Genomic DNA, 14,570 nt, shown 5'->3' with positions numbered 1-14,570 from the left:
GTTGATCAGTCAGTGGCAACGCGTCCTGCTACGTACTCCGCGTCCAGCCCAACACCGCCAACGATCGCTGAGTAGTGACGGGTTAGCCACGGCAGCCCCACGACGTACAAGCCCGGAATGACAGTGACACCGCGCGTGTGTTTGGGGTAGCCCCATTCGTCGACTAGCGGTAGGTCGACGAAACCGAAGTCGAGCTTGAATCCGGTTGCCCAAATGACGGACGTGATGTTCGCACCGGCGAGGTTCAGCTCTGTTTGTTCTTGGGGGAGCCAGTCATCTGGCGGCGGAGGCTGCTGCTCCGGTGCGTCGATCGCTACCGCCGCGATGTACGCATCAATTGCCCTTCCCGAGCGTTGCGCGAAGATCGACTCTACTGTTCCAAGACGCTCAGGGACGTCGTCGCTGAAGGTGATGTTGCCGTCGTCGATTGATTCAACGTGGCCGTGCAGGTGCATACCGCGACGGCCGAGTTCGCGGAGGTGGATGCTGTGGCCGCCGTCGATGCCGGAGAGCAGGGGATTGGGGGCGAAGCGAAGGGCGGGGGAGGGGAGCGCCTCGGTGGTGAGGGCATTGACCCCGTAGCCGGGGCCGTGTTTGCCGGTTTCGAGCATCCAGTAGATGAGGTCTTGGCCGCGGTATCGGCGGGGCGCTTCGGGAACGAAGGAGACGGAGAGATGGACCTCGCGGCCGGCTGCGTGCAGCTCCTCGGCAATCTGCCCGCCCGATTGGCCGGTGCCGACGATGAGCACTGCCCCCGCTGGGAGCTGCGACGGACTGCGGTAGTCGTGGGTGTGGAGTTGTGTCACGCCGGCGGGAAGCTTGGCGGCCAGGGCGGGGACCTTGGGGACTTGGTAGGCACCCGTTGCGAGGACCACCTTCCGGGCCCGCAGGTTTCCGAGCGACGTTTCAAGGTTGAAGCCACCGTTCCGTGCTGAGGTCAACCGGGTCACGTCGACACCCGTATGTACTGGAGCGGAGATCAGTTCGGCGTACCGCCTGAAGAGGTTCACCACAGCGTCCCGGGAGATAAACGCGTCCCGGTCGTCGCCGTCGTAAGGCATTCCAGGGAGATCCAGGGCAAGGTTTGGGGTGTTCATGTAGAAGCTGTCCCAGCGGTCCTGGAATGCGCCGCCAAGTGAATGGCGCCGATCCAGGATCTGATGCTCGACGCCGAGTTGCGTGAGCCAGTAGCTCGTCGTGAGGCCGGCCTGGCCTGCGCCGATGATGACCGTATCCGGGGTCGGTCCCATGGGTGCACTTTACGCCTGGCAGTGCTTCCAGAACAGGCAGCAGCGGAGTGGGATCCGGGACCTATTCAGAGGCGCTTTGTGCTCTTAAAACGGACATCGATCAACATCCGATGGATAAATGTTCCCCAGCACTAGCCATCTGCTCAAATCTCTGTAGACTAGTTGGTGTTGTTGTGTTTGGCATTTGGTAGTTCAGGCAGTCCCCACGATCCTTCCGGATCGTGACTTTCTGAAGTAACTGTGGAGAACACCCCACACCCGGAGACCCGAAAGTCGGGACAATCTCCACCTTCAGTAAGGACTGAAAAAATGGCTACAGGTACCGTAAAATGGTTCAACTCCGAAAAGGGCTTCGGCTTCATCTCTCCTGAAGATGGCAGCCAGGACGTTTTCGCTCACTACTCTGCGATCAACTCCTCGGGTTACCGCTCCCTCGAAGAGAACCAGAAGGTTTCCTTCGACGTCGAGCAGGGCCCCAAGGGTCCCCAGGCAGTAAACATCCAGGCTGTCTAGTCTTCGGATAAACTTAGAAGCAGGGCCGGTCACTGACCGGTCCTGCTTTTTTGTCTGCCCTCGTTGGGAACATATCTTCTAATGCGTTTGAAAACTTTAGAACATATATCCACATAGCGAATTACACCCATGTAATTCGCCCCCAGCTCTCCGTAGCGTGGAACGTAATCCACCCGCCGAGCTGAGGGAGCCCCCATGGAACCGTCAACCTCTGAATGCCTCCGCCACCTAGACGAGTCCTGCGAGCACCTAATTTGGCCCAAATCACCACCTAGAGTGCCCCAAAACAGTCTGTGCAAGGCCGTTTTGCCACCTAGCCCTGTTTTCAAGATCTAGCCTGCGAAGTGAGCCGCATGTCGGGCATCCACAAAAACAGAAGGCTAGGTCGCGTGTTCGATTCAGAGGTTCAACGAATCCTGGACTTCGTTGCACGCGGCATCGGAGTGAGGGTTGTCGGGGCGCCGGGTAGCGGTAAAACGACGGTCTTACGCAGCGTCATGAGTAACTTGGAGAAGGCCGGAGTTTCCGTGCACTTCATCAGTGGCCTCCGCACGCACAGAACCATCCCCTACGCGGCCATCAAAGGACTCGGCCTGGACGTGAGGCCGGGACGCAGCGGTGTGTTTGATATCGCTGACGTGTTCTCCAGCCAGCTGTCCAAGGCCGGCAAACACTTGCTGGTTGTTGACGATCTTCACTTGGTGGACAGCGAATCCCTGGCTGTTCTTGAGGCCGTAAGGCGGAGGTCGGATTGCCCTATGGTGGCTACGGCCCCCGACACATGGTCTTTCTCCAGAGGTCAGTTGGCCGTCCTGAACAACGGCCGGGAGGCGCATCTGCAACTGGATCCGCTCCACTATGAGCAGGTCCACTTCCTCATCGCACAGGTTCTCGGGGCCCCAGCCGACGCAGACACAACTGCCCGCATCCTCACCAAATCCGCCGGCAACCCGCGCCTCATAGTACGGATCGCCGAGACCGCCTCACTGAGCAACCTTCTGATCATGAAGGACAAGCAATGGACCATGACGGCCGAAACCCTATGGAACGAACATCTACGCGGCACACTCGAGGCACTCCTGGCTGAATTGAGTGCTGACGAGTTCACAGCACTGCACATCATGGCGATTCTTGGTACGGCACGGGTGGACATACTTCGAAAGGTCATTCACGCGGACGCCTTGGAGGGCCTGGAACGTAGAGGCTTCCTATCCGTACTGGCAGATCAACACAATGGTTCAATAGCTGCTATCAGCCCGCCGGTCATCGCCGACTACTTCCGTGGGAGCAAGAATCTACGGGACCGCAAGCTGCTGCGCAGCAAGATCGCAGGCGTCCTTGAGGCGGCTCCACACGAGATCCTGGAAGAGCGCGCGACCTCGGACGGGCTCTCGCGAGTGCTGTCATCGCTCCGACTCGAGAAAGGGGGCGACGACGCTATTACCTCCCGGCAAATCCATGAGCACAATGCGGACAGGGAACGCATCCGTTTTGAACGCTGGCAGGCCAACAAGTCAACGGCAAACGCCGCGGCATTCCTTCGCATCTACTGGGGCGCACCCTTGGACGTGGAACGTGCCAGCCGCGTCTGCGCCGAAACAACAAACTTCGACGCCGATCCCAGGGACGTCCTGTTTGTCACCATCACTGAGGCCATGCTTGCCATCCACGCCGGACGCGGCCCGAGCGCTGCCGTCGGAATTCTCCAAAAGTTCGCAGGGGACAACCCGAATTTGAGTGCGGAAGTGGAGGATGCCATATTGTTCCTCAGCGCCTCCCACAGCAGGGTTCCACTGGATACCGTTAGGGAGTTTGTGGCTTATGAAGGCCCTAATACGGGAATGGGGAGATTGGTCCACGGGTTGCTGGAGCTTTACCGTTTCAAGCCTGCAGCAGCCCTGGAAGCTGTTGATGGCGTGGGTGACGACGATACCTTCTCACATCTCCGCCCTTTCATCCGCAGTTTCGCATTGTTCGCGGCCGGCCGGGTGGAGGAATCCTTGGTTCTTGCCCTGGACTGGCGAACCGAAGCAAGAAAGAACCTGGACCAATTCGGCGTGATCACCAGCAGCTACGTGGCCGCCCAGGGACTGCTCTACCGCGGTCACTTCGAAGAGGCGGAGTACCTCATGAGCAGCGTCTTTGCGATGGGTCGCCCGGGCTTCGTGGTCGACTCGCTCTACGACGCAATGCTCAGGCTCGCGGGGCTCAGACACGCAACAACGGCCATGCTGCCTGCCCTCTCCATAGCCGCCCAGGCGCGAACAGAAGTGGCGGATGTGGGGCCGCTTCCCGGCATCGGCAAGGGAGCTTACGAGCTCGTAGCCCACAACAGCACGCAACCCTCAGCATTCGATCGAAAAGCCACCAAACTCATCAGGCGGCAATTGAAGAGCGGCTACGTCCTCGAAGCCATGATGACGGCGCTGCTTTGCACGTGCCTTTGCCCGGGTCGGCCGGTTCTGGACCTCCTGCAGAAGATCCTGCGCGAGAGTGGCTTGACGGTCCATGACCAGCTCCTTGCCATCGCATCCGCGGTGGTGGAAGGGGACCATAAGCTGCTTGGCCTTCTGCTCAAACACTACGAACCTGACGTCGACACATATCAGGTTGGAATGCTGCTCAGGGGAGCTCTCAAACGTCACGTAATCGACGGCGATGCCACCGCAGCTGATGCCATGGCACAGGCTTCCTCAGTCTTCGCCGTCCGATTCCCGTCAGCAAACGAGCAGCTCTCCTACAACTCCTTCAGAACCACGCCACTCACTGAACGGGAGATTGAGGTGGCGATCCTGGCCGGACACCACACCAACGTGGAAATCGCGGAACAACTGGGGATCAGCGCCAGGACAGTGGAGAACCACATCTCCAATGCATTGCGTAAGTCCGGAGCCACGTCCCGAACTAGCCTCTTCATGCTCGTGGGGAATTCACTTTCGCCACGCTGAGCCGAGATAGGGTGGATTCACCTCAAATCGCGGGCGTCAGTCACTCCTGTCTACGCCCAGCTCCCCAGTGCGAAGGGTTTCAGTGAGCAACTCTCCGGCTTTGGCCCGCCGACTAGGCACGTTCGACGCATCGCTGATCGGGCTAGGGTCCATGATCGGTGCCGGTGTGTTTGCTGCCTTCACGCCGGCTGCGGCAGCCGCGGGATCAGGGCTGCTCATCGGGCTGCTGGTGGCCGCCTTCGTCGCCTTCTGCAACGCCACATCATCGGCCCAACTCGCTGCCGCCTATCCGACCTCCGGCGGCACCTACATATATGGTCGAGAACGGCTCGGCCCGTGGTCCGGGTTCCTGGCAGGCTGGGGATTCGTCATCGGCAAGACCGCGAGTGCAGCGGCCATGGCGATGACCTTCGCCGCCTACGCCGCACCGCAAGGATGGGAGCGCCCGGTGGCGATGGCCGCCGTCGTGGTTCTGACGGCCGTGAACTATCACGGGGTGACCCGAACTGCCGGGCTGACCCGCGTGCTGGTGATAGCTGTGCTTGCCGCCCTGGCCATTGCCCTCGCTGCGGTGTGGGGCGGCTCCGGCCCTGACTTTGGCAGCCTCGTGGGCGACGGGCTGTTGGCCCACGGCTGGTACGGCATTCTGCAATCGGCAGGGCTACTGTTCTTCGCGTTCGCCGGCTACGCAAGGATCGCGACAATGGGCGAGGAAGTTCGCGAGCCCAGGCGCACCATTCCGCGCGCGATCAGCATTGCCCTGGGTATCACCATCCTCATTTACGCCGTCATTGCCGTTACTTTGCTGGCGGCACTCGGCCCCGATGGAGTGGCTGCCACGCCCACGCCGTTAGCCGATGCTGTAAGTGCGGGTACCTTGGCTTGGGCTGCGCCGGTGGTCCGCGTCGGTGCTGCCGTGGCTTCCCTAGGTGCGCTGTTGGCACTCATCGCAGGGCTCGGAAGGACGAGCCTGGCCATGGCCCGGGAACATGACCTGCCCCACTGGCTCTCGGCGGTACACCCTCGCTACAAGGTCCCGCATCGTGCCGAGATTGCCGTCGCCGCGGTGATCTGCGTGATCATCGCTGTGGCTGATCTTCGCGGAGCAATCGGATTCTCGTCATTCGGTGTCCTGCTGTACTACTTGGTGGCCAACGTCGCCGCCTATACCCAGCCGGCTCAGGACCGCCGATACCCGAAGTTCCTGCAGGTGGCGGGCGCGGTTGCCTGCTTGGTTCTTGTTGCCACCCTTCCGCCAGTGTCCGCCGGGTTGGGTGTGCTGATGTTCGCAGCGGGCATCGTGTACCGGTTGGTGCGTTTGCGCCTCAGCCGTCCAACCCGCTGACGTTCCGGCTAGGCACGGCCCCACCAGGGGGTGGAAGGTGGAGCCGCGCCGCAGTGCCTCCAACGCCAGGGCGGGTGGGACTCCCGCCGGACACCGGGATATCCGCCCCGGAGGCACAAGAAGAGACTATGGGGCGTTTTCAGGGTCTAGGTGTTCGAAACCGGCGACTAGGTGGCGAAAACAAGCGAATTAGGGGTGGCGAGGAACAAAATTAGGTACTTATCTGGAGCGCCTAGGTGGTGGCGAGCCGTCGAGCGCAGCCCGAACCAAGGACTCGAGGGCGTGAAGCTCGCGACACAGCTCAGGGTGCGGTGTCTATCAGCTTGGTCTGTCTGAGGCTTTGGGGTTCGACGAAATGGGGTTCGGATGGGCTGGGATTGTCCGACGCCGGCATCAAGTTCCTACTCGACGTGCAGAGCCGCTGGGACGGCCGCAGCGTTTGACGCTGCGGCCGCTCCAACTCAGGGTTACCTCTCGCAGCCGATCCCATCATTGTCGTTGCCATCAAGCTGGTAGATGTCCGTGCCAATCACCGTAACGGGGCCTTTCACGTAAGCCGGACCGTTACCGCTGCCACCCGCGCAGTCTACGTCTGAGGCAATCGGTACGCAGGCTCCAGCGTAGTTGGGGTCGCAACCACTCTGGGCAGGAGGAGCAGCCGGAACTACTTTCGCTTGGGCTTGGGCTGGGGCTTGTGCTGCAGCGGCATCCGCGGCCGCCTTGGCTGCGGCTGCGTCATCTGCTGCAGCCTTTTCGGCAGCCGCTTGAGCTGCCGCTGCTTGATCAGCGGCCACTTTGTCCGCTGCCGCCTTCTCGGCCACTAGTTTGTCGGCCGCGGCCTTTTCAGCGGCCGCCTTCGCCGAAGCTTCCGCAGCCCGCTGATCCGAGAGTTTCTTGGCGCTCGCAGAGTCTAGCCACGTCAGCTTGCCAGCTTGGTCGACCGTGCATATGTACGTCTGACCGGATGAAGTCTGAGCGGCCTTCTCAGTTGTACAGACGGTCCCAGCGACTTTGCTGGGCGTCGGAGACGGAGTTGCGGAAGGCGATGCCTTTGAACTGGTTACAGAGCTGGCGCTTGTTGGTGCCCCCGGTGCGCACGCCGTGGCTGTCATCAGCAGCGACGTGACGGCCACGAGCCCCAATGTTTTTCGGCCAGGCGTCCACGAAGACTTGCTTCCAAAATGCCGGTTTTTGGACGTGCGAATAGAACCCTTTTTCAATGTATTGCCCCCTTGTAGATGCGCCGATGCGATGGCGCGTCCAGTGACCATAACACTCTGCGGAACTTCAGGGGGAGGAGAAGCCTTCTATGACTTAGTGCGCCGCGTGCTTCGTCCTGCCTGCGCCTTTCGCCTCGCCACTCCCCGAATCAACAACCGAAGCACCCGTCCCCAGCCCGCGGACCGTCCACCCCGCACTCCGCCAAGCCTCAGCGTCCAGTACGTTCCGAGCGTCCAGCACCATCCGTCGTCGTACGAGTGCTCCCGCATCTACAGGCGAGAGCGAGACGTATTCGTCCCATTCGGTGAGCAGCAGCACCAGTTCGGCGCCTTCGAGGGCGCGTTTGGTGGAAGCCTCAAAGCGGATTTGTGGGTAGCGGATCCAGGCGTTGTTGATGGCTTTGGGGTCGGTGACGGTCACGTGTGCGCCGGCTGCTGCGAGTTGTTGGGCGACGTCTAAGGCAGGGGAGTCACGGATGTCGTCGGTGTCGGGTTTGAACGCCGCGCCAAGGATGGTCACCGTGCGCCCGGACAGGAAACCGCGGCACATCTCGCGGGCCACCTCCACGGCACGGGAACGCTGGTCCAGGTTCACCGAATCAACCAGGGCCATCCACTCATCCACCGACGGCACCGACAGTTCGCGTGCCTGCGCCCGGAAAGACCTGATGTCCTTCGGCAGGCAGCCACCGCCGAAACCGAGCCCGGCGTGCAGGTAGCGGTTGCCGATGCGCGGATCCAGACCCATCGCCTCGCTCAGTTCACTCACGTCAGCGCCCGACGCGTCGCACAGCTGAGCCATCGCGTTGATGAAGCTGACCTTCGTGGCGAGGAACGCGTTAGACGCCGACTTGATGAGCTCCGCCGTCGCGAAATTGCAGACCAGACGCGGGATGCCGGCGCTGATGAGGGGCTCATACACCGCATCCAGCACAGCGGTAACGGGAGCGCCCGCGGCGGCACCCTTACCGCCGGGGACGCCGTACACCAAGCGGTCGGGCACCAGAGAATCCTTCACGGCCGTACCCTGACGCAGAAACTCCGGGTTCCAGCCAAGCAGCACGTCCGAGCGTCGGGCCAGGATGGCACGAAGCGTCTCCACCGTGCCTACCGGCACCGTCGATTTACCCACGACGGCGGCACCCTTGGCCAGGTGCGGCAGGAGGCTCTTCGTGGCGCCCATCAGGTAGGAGAGGTCGGCCGTGTCAGAGGTTTTGGACTGCGGGGTGCCAACGCACAGGAAATGGACCTGCGCATCCGCGGCAGCAGCGAAGTCCGTGGTGAACACGAGCCGGCCGGTGGTCCGACCGTCCTTGAGCAGCTCGTCCAGGCCAGGTTCGTGGAAGGGTGCCAGCGCCTTGTTGAGCTGCTCAACTTTGGCGGAATCGACGTCGATACCCACCACGGTGTGGCCCATCGAAGCGAGCGTCGCGGCATGGACTGCGCCGAGGTAGCCGCAACCGATCACGGAGATCTTCATGAGGAGGGTCCTTTGCTTGAGGTGAACTCGCTGGGCCCGGATGTTCCGACGGGCACGCCGGCGATGACTTCGTTGTAATGGCGCACCAAGTCTGCGCTGAGCACGGGCCACGTTCGGCCCTGTACCGACGCTGTTGCTGCCGAGGCGAACGCGCGGCGCTTGGCGTCGTCGCCGATCAAGTCCTGCACGTAACCGCGCAACTGGGTAAGGTTTCCGGGTTCGTAAAGCCAACCCGTGCGCGAATTCTCCACGAGATCCAAGGGGCCGCCACGGCCAGTCGCCACCACGGGAACGCCGGATGCCATGGCTTCCTGAATGGTTTGGCAGAACGTTTCGAACTCGCCGGGATGGACGAAGAGGTCGAAACCCGCGACAGCCTGGGCCAGTGCCTCGCCGCCAAGGAAACCGGCAAAGTGGGCATTGGGTAGAGCCGCTTGGAGTGCTTCCCGCTGCGGGCCATCGCCCACGATGACCAGCTTCGTGTTCGGCAGATCGGCCAACACCGCGAGATCCTCAACCTGCTTCTCAACGGCGAGCCGGCCAACGTAGCCGATGATGCGGTGACCATCGGGCGCCACGGAGCTGCGCCACGCTGTCGAACGCTTAGCGGGATTGAAACGCGCGGTATCCACACCGCGACGCCACATGTCCACGCGCAAGATGCCGCGTCCGCGCAACTGGTTCAGCGCGAACGTTGACGGCACAAGGGTTCGGGTGGCCAGGAGGTGGATGTTGTCCACGCGGTTCCAAGCCCAGTTCTCCAGGAACGGCACGCCGTACCGGGCGGCGTAGCTGGGGACCTCTGTTTGGTAGATCGCGGCTGTGGGGATGCCCAGCTGATGGGCGGCCTGCACGGCGCGCCAGCCGAGGACGAACGGGGAAGCGAGGTGCACGACGTCGGGGGAGAAATCGGCAAGGATTCGCTTGACCCGATTCACACCACCCAACGCAACCCGCACATTCGTGTAACCGGCCAGCGGCACAGAAGGCAGCCGGTGCACATACGCACCCTTCTCGACGCTCGAAACATCAGTGTCCGACGTCGACGGCGCGATCACCATCACCTCATCCCCGCGCTCCTGCAGATGCTCCAGCACCCGCAGTATGGAGTGGGTTACCCCATTCATCAATGGCAGGAATGATTCGGCGACGATTGCGATCCTCACGCCTACAACGGTGGTCGCGGCGGTTGGCGGGGCGGGTTCGAACGGGTGGCTTGTGGGGGAAGAGTTGGTTAACAGGTGGGGGCCTGTTTTGTCTGAGGGAAGTTTGCGGCCGCAACGGCACTTTCGCTTCTGCTCGGATCGCCTGCAGAGGCGGATATCACCACGCATAACCGGAGGGTTGGGGCGGCCCCGCGGGCCGCCATGACCGCGATCCTCTGAGGACGGAGCTCTTTCCTGGGATGGCTCCAGTTTGTCTTGATGCGAGCGTAGACTCTGGCTCATCGACGCACTGGGGCGTCATGACTTCTGGGGGGTCTTGCCATGTTTGCTGCTGGGGATGGTTCGCGCGCGTTCGGATCACGACGACGGCGCCGGGCAGCGGTGCGGTCGGCCGCCGTCGGCATGGCGTTGGCGCTGTTGTTGGGCACCTTGGCTCCCACCGCGTTGCCTGCCGTTGCTGATGTGGTGACGCACGTTGTTCCTGTAGGCGACAAACCCGGTGCCATTGCCGTGAACCCCGTGACAAACAAGGCGTACGTTGCCTCGGCCGAAGGCGTCTCAGTCATCCATGGAGTGACCGGTGCCGGTACTTTGTATTCGGGTGATGTACCTGTGGATGTTGCCGTGAACTCTGTGACGAACAAGATCTATGTCAGCGAGATTGGCGGGTCCGTTGCTGTTGTTGACGGAGCCACCAAGGCCGTCACCTCTGTTCCCGTAGGCACGGGGCCGGGCGTCGTGGCTGTGAATGAAACGAACAACAAGATCTATGTGGGGGTCGAAACCGGCGTCACGATCATCGACGGAGCCACGAACACCACGACTTCCGTGGCGCTGCTCAGGGGCGCCCAGGACATTGTTGTGAATCCCGTGACCGGCAAGGCTTACGTTCTTTCCGGTGGAACAATTCGGGTCCTTGACACCAGCGGCACGGTAGTCGATGAAGTCATCATCGGTGCTGGCTTCGTTCGCGCTGTTGTTGTAAACGAGGTGACGAACAAGATCTACTACACGACATTAGGCAGGTACGGAGCCTACATCTACGCGTGGGATGGTGCGACTGACAAGATTACGGGAACTCTCGAATCCTCCAGGAAAGTGGAGAAACTGTCCGTGAACACGGCGTCCAACAAAGTCTACGTCGCTGCTGACGACGAATACGAGGACGGCTTTGTCAGGATCATCGACGGAGCGTCTTTCACGGAAATCACCACCATCGGCACCGCCACGCCTGTCAATGAGATCGCAGTGAATCCGGTGAGCAACAAGTCCTACGCTCCCACTAGCGGTGGTGGCACTCTTGTCATCGACGGGCGGAGTGACAGCAGCTACGCCGTTTACACGGGTAGCAAACCAGTCGCCGCCGCTGTGAGCACCTCCACTAACACGGCGTACGTGGTCAGCTCCGGCACCGCGTCTGTGCGGATAATCGACGGGTCAGTAGAGCAGCCCGCCAAGAACGACTTCAACGGTGATGGCTACACCGACCTGTTGGCTCGTGAGACTTCGGGCGTGCTGTGGCTCTATCCGGGAGATGGATCGGGTGGTTGGCTCACCCGTGCTCAGGTGGGTCAGGGCTGGAATGTCATGACAGCCCTTGTTGCCCCTGGTGATTTCAACGGCGACGGGAACGCCGATGTCCTGGCCCGTGATGGAGACGGTCTGTTGTGGCTGTACCCGGGCAACGGTTCCAGCGGTTGGCTGCCCCGCGTCCAGGTGGGCACAGGCTGGGCTGGGATGAACGCGATCGAGTCGGTAGGAGATTTCGACGGCGATACCTTCGTGGATGTCGCAGCCCAGACGGTCTCGGGAGTGTTGTGGATATATCGCGGTAACGGTTCCGGCGGCTGGTTGCCTGCTATTCAGGTGGGAACTGGTTGGAACACTATGTCCGAGATGACGGGCGTCGGCGACTTCAACAGCGACGGTACCCCGGACATTGCTGCCCGGGACTCCGCCGGAGTGCTGTGGCTCTACCCAGGCGACGGCTCAGGTGGCTGGCTGCCACAGCGAGTCATCGGCCAGGGCTGGAATGTCATGAACTCCCTGATTGGACCGGGCGACTTCGACGGCGACGGGCGCGCAGATATCCTCGCCCGGAACGCTGCTGGCGAGCTTTGGTTGTACGCCGGCAGCGGGGGAACGGCGTGGCCTACGCCCTCCCGCGTTGGCACGGGGTGGGGCGGGATGACGGCGATTCTTTAAGCCGTGGCTGATCGTGCACATGGGGTGCTTAGCGGATACGTGCACGCTTCAGGCACCGGACGGATTAGCCCCACCCCGCGCCCGCTTCAGATCCTTCCGCAGTCCCCGGTTGTCCTCCCGTAGCCCGCGGTTGTCGTCAGCCAGCCCTTTGTTGTCCTCCGTCAATCCCCGGTTCTCCGCCTCGAGTTCAAGCACCAGCTTCACTCCAGCCAGATTCAGCCCCTCATCCAGCAACGCTCCAATCCTGCGTAGGGTCGCGAGGTCGTTTTCGCTGTATCGGCGAGTGCCGCCGTCGGTCCTGTCCGGGGTGAGCAACCCCTTGCGCTCGTACTGGCGGATGTTTTGCTGGCCTGTCCCTACGAGTTCGGCCGCGACGGAGATCGCGTAGACGCCGCGCGCGCCCAGGCCCGCGCCAGAGGTGCCGTCCCCACCAGAAGCCACCAGACCGCCGTCGTACTCTTCAGCGGCAGTCCCGCCGTCCGAACGCGCCATGCAAACCTCTCCAAAAATCCTCCGGAAAACTACTTGCATCCACTTTGCCACCAGTGCTATAAAAAATCTATACCAGCCACCATAGATCAGGCAGGCTGGACGAACAACAGAATCAGCATCAAGACCAAAGGAGTGAGAACCAATGCTGATGCGCACTGACCCGTTCCGCGAATTCGACAGGCTCGCACAACAGGTTTTTGGCACAACAGCACGCCCGGCCGGAATGCCGATGGATGCGTGGCAGGAGGACGGACAATTCGTTGTTGCCTTCGATCTGCCAGGGGTGGATCCGCAGACCGTTGACCTCGACGTCGAACGCAACGTCCTCACGGTCAAGGCCGAACGCAAGTCGCCCGCGGGGGAGACCACCGAAATGATCGCCGCCGAGCGCCCCCAAGGCGTCTTCAGCCGCCAGCTCATCCTCGGTGACACCCTCGATACCGACGGCGTCGAGGCAAGCTACGACGCAGGGGTGCTCACACTCCGCATCCCCGTCGCCGAGAAGGCAAAGCCGCGGCGCATCGAGATCCAGTCCCAAGGGCAGAGGCAGGAAATCAACGCCTAATCCCGTTCGCCCTGCCGGAATGCTCACCCGGGGTGGCCAACCGACAGGGCGACAGCCGGGAACAACGGAGGCGGCCGCATCGGAATAGTTGGGCGCAGGCTTCGCGCCACGTCACCGCGCTTCTTAGCGCACATGAAAGCGACCCCCGCCCGTCGTCTCCCGAGTGATGGCCCCCGGTTCACGCCGGGGGCCATCTCCAAATCCGCAGCAAGAATCGGAACCACCAGTGAGCACGCAACCCGACCACTACGCAACCCTCCACGTGTCGCCGGACGCGACAGCCCGTGAGATCACCCGCGCCTACCGCACGCTGCTGCGGACCCACCACCCGGACACGCGTCAAAGGCTCGACGACGGCGACACCACCTCCGCGGCCGACCTCCAGGAACTGCACTCCATCATGCAGGCGTACGTCGTTTTGTCGGACCCAGGAAAGCGGGCGGCATACGATCGTGCGCGGACTGCCGCTGGTACGGGGGGAAGCCCCGGCGGATCGCGCGGTACGCCCGTGAAAGTGCGCTTCCACCGGTCCGAGTCGGCGCCTCAGCAGAAGCGACAATCACCGCTGCTGTTTGGGCCATCCCGCTGGGAGCCTTCACCCCTGAGAAACCGAAGGAGTAATCCATGAGCGCTTGGCGTCCCTACGACGGCCACATCATTCCGGCCTTCTACGAGCGGTTCGAGAAACGCTGGGGGAGAGGAACTGCCCCCTTCCTGGACCCCGAAGTCCACGAACAACCCTTGCCCCGCGCCCAGTGGATCAACCCGGATACGGGTGCCGCCGTAGCCGTGGTCCCCATCTGGACGGACGACCCCGAACACCGCTCCTTCGGCGTCTTCTACCTCCCACCGGCCGGAGACATCTGGATGCTCCGCCCAGGGCCAACGACGTTTCTGGAACCCAACGCCGGAGCCAGCCGCGAGCAAGTGACACTCCGCAACGACGCCTTCAAGAAGGCCGTCAATCACGCCAAGGAGTTCATCTACGGGCCGCAGCTTTGAGGGCTTCCTCATCGAGGGGTGAGCTCTCGGGTCTTTGTGGGCGCCAAAGTGCCGAGAAGTCGCCCCTCGGCGGAAAGAGGTGAGGCGGCCGGCGTCGTGCGTTTTTCGCGAGGGGTGAGCTCTCGGCTCTTTGTGGGCGCCGAAGTGCCGAGAAGTCGCCCCTCAGCGGAAAGGGGTGAGCCAAAAAGAAGGCTGGTGCAGCCTGTGGGACGAATCCCGAGGCGGCTGCACCAGCTGCTAGTACGACTTTCTGCTATGAGTTGTGACACCTATTCATTGGCCGCTCCTAGTTCCCGGCTTCGATTGTTTCCGGGCCTTTCAAAGTCTGTGCGGGGCGGGGAGGAGCTGAGGTTGGTCGTTGAGGGCTCCGTCCCCGGGAGAACA

At 62.1% G+C, this 14,570-nt stretch carries 13 protein-coding genes and 1 pseudogene; 8 read left to right on the top strand and 6 right to left on the bottom strand.

What is annotated here, in order from left to right:
* Positions 1 to 5: 5 nt before the first annotated feature.
* Positions 6 to 1,250, bottom strand: a complete 1,245-nt coding sequence (locus tag ACIQH5_RS21610; RefSeq protein WP_400407538.1) for a flavin-containing monooxygenase — start codon at positions 1,248 to 1,250, stop codon at positions 6 to 8.
* Positions 1,251 to 1,559: 309 nt separating this feature from the next.
* Here ACIQH5_RS21610 and ACIQH5_RS21605 point away from each other — a divergent pair, with 309 nt between their 5' ends.
* From ACIQH5_RS21605 to ACIQH5_RS21590, 4 genes and pseudogenes are all read left to right on the top strand, one after another.
* Positions 1,560 to 1,763: a cold-shock protein gene (locus ACIQH5_RS21605; protein WP_024819996.1), complete on the top strand. Its 204-nt coding sequence runs from the start codon at positions 1,560 to 1,562 to the stop codon at positions 1,761 to 1,763.
* Positions 1,764 to 2,116: 353 nt separating this feature from the next.
* Positions 2,117 to 2,506, top strand: a pseudogene (locus ACIQH5_RS21600) (AAA family ATPase); the annotation flags it as partial.
* Positions 2,507 to 3,418: 912 nt separating this feature from the next.
* Entirely contained in the window at positions 3,419 to 4,711 is a 1,293-nt protein-coding gene (locus ACIQH5_RS21595; protein ID WP_400407565.1) for a LuxR C-terminal-related transcriptional regulator, read from the top strand.
* An 82-nt stretch (positions 4,712 to 4,793) separates the two neighbouring features.
* Entirely contained in the window at positions 4,794 to 6,056 is a 1,263-nt protein-coding gene (locus ACIQH5_RS21590; RefSeq protein WP_400407536.1) for an APC family permease, read from the top strand.
* Positions 6,057 to 6,523: 467 nt separating this feature from the next.
* Here ACIQH5_RS21590 and ACIQH5_RS21585 read toward each other — a convergent pair whose 3' ends face one another.
* The 4 genes from ACIQH5_RS21585 to ACIQH5_RS21570 form a co-directional block, all read right to left on the bottom strand.
* Positions 6,524 to 6,850, bottom strand: a complete 327-nt coding sequence (locus tag ACIQH5_RS21585) for a hypothetical protein (RefSeq protein WP_400407534.1) — start codon at positions 6,848 to 6,850, stop codon at positions 6,524 to 6,526.
* Positions 6,851 to 7,040: 190 nt separating this feature from the next.
* Positions 7,041 to 7,220: a hypothetical protein gene (locus ACIQH5_RS21580; RefSeq protein WP_400407532.1), complete on the bottom strand. Its 180-nt coding sequence runs from the start codon at positions 7,218 to 7,220 to the stop codon at positions 7,041 to 7,043.
* Between the two features lie 150 nt (positions 7,221 to 7,370).
* Positions 7,371 to 8,756, bottom strand: coding sequence for a UDP-glucose dehydrogenase family protein (locus ACIQH5_RS21575; protein ID WP_400407530.1), 1,386 nt, complete (start codon positions 8,754 to 8,756; stop codon positions 7,371 to 7,373).
* Positions 8,753 to 9,922: a glycosyltransferase family 4 protein gene (locus ACIQH5_RS21570; RefSeq protein WP_400407528.1), complete on the bottom strand. Its 1,170-nt coding sequence runs from the start codon at positions 9,920 to 9,922 to the stop codon at positions 8,753 to 8,755. Before ACIQH5_RS21570 ends, ACIQH5_RS21575 begins: the two co-directional genes overlap by 4 nt.
* A gap of 321 nt (positions 9,923 to 10,243) precedes the next feature.
* Between ACIQH5_RS21570 and ACIQH5_RS21565 the strand changes: the two genes are divergently transcribed.
* Entirely contained in the window at positions 10,244 to 12,127 is a 1,884-nt protein-coding gene (locus ACIQH5_RS21565) for an FG-GAP-like repeat-containing protein (protein ID WP_400407526.1), read from the top strand.
* Positions 12,128 to 12,175: 48 nt separating this feature from the next.
* Here the strand turns inward: ACIQH5_RS21565 and ACIQH5_RS21560 are convergent, their stop codons facing one another.
* Positions 12,176 to 12,532, bottom strand: coding sequence for a MerR family transcriptional regulator (locus tag ACIQH5_RS21560; protein ID WP_400407563.1), 357 nt, complete (start codon positions 12,530 to 12,532; stop codon positions 12,176 to 12,178).
* A 229-nt stretch (positions 12,533 to 12,761) separates the two neighbouring features.
* On the opposite strand from ACIQH5_RS21560, the gene ACIQH5_RS21555 reads away from it, so the two are divergent.
* The 3 genes from ACIQH5_RS21555 to ACIQH5_RS21545 all read left to right on the top strand — a co-directional run bounded on the left by ACIQH5_RS21555 (position 12,762) and on the right by ACIQH5_RS21545 (position 14,186).
* On the top strand, positions 12,762 to 13,184 hold the full coding sequence (locus ACIQH5_RS21555) for an Hsp20/alpha crystallin family protein (RefSeq protein WP_400407524.1): 423 nt from the start codon (positions 12,762 to 12,764) through the stop codon (positions 13,182 to 13,184).
* Between the two features lie 226 nt (positions 13,185 to 13,410).
* Positions 13,411 to 13,812, top strand: a complete 402-nt coding sequence (locus ACIQH5_RS21550; RefSeq protein ID WP_400407522.1) for a J domain-containing protein — start codon at positions 13,411 to 13,413, stop codon at positions 13,810 to 13,812.
* Positions 13,809 to 14,186 (top strand): hypothetical protein, encoded by a 378-nt coding sequence (locus ACIQH5_RS21545; protein ID WP_062066719.1) that lies wholly within the window; start codon positions 13,809 to 13,811, stop codon positions 14,184 to 14,186. The genes ACIQH5_RS21550 and ACIQH5_RS21545 overlap by 4 nt, the downstream gene beginning before the upstream one ends.
* Positions 14,187 to 14,570 lie beyond the last annotated feature (384 nt).

Source organism: Paenarthrobacter sp. NPDC091711, from assembly GCF_044756605.1.
Classification (GTDB): Bacteria; Actinomycetota; Actinomycetes; order Actinomycetales; family Micrococcaceae; genus Arthrobacter.
Note: the sequence above shows the minus strand (reverse complement) of the source record. Positions and strands in the feature narration are given on the sequence as shown.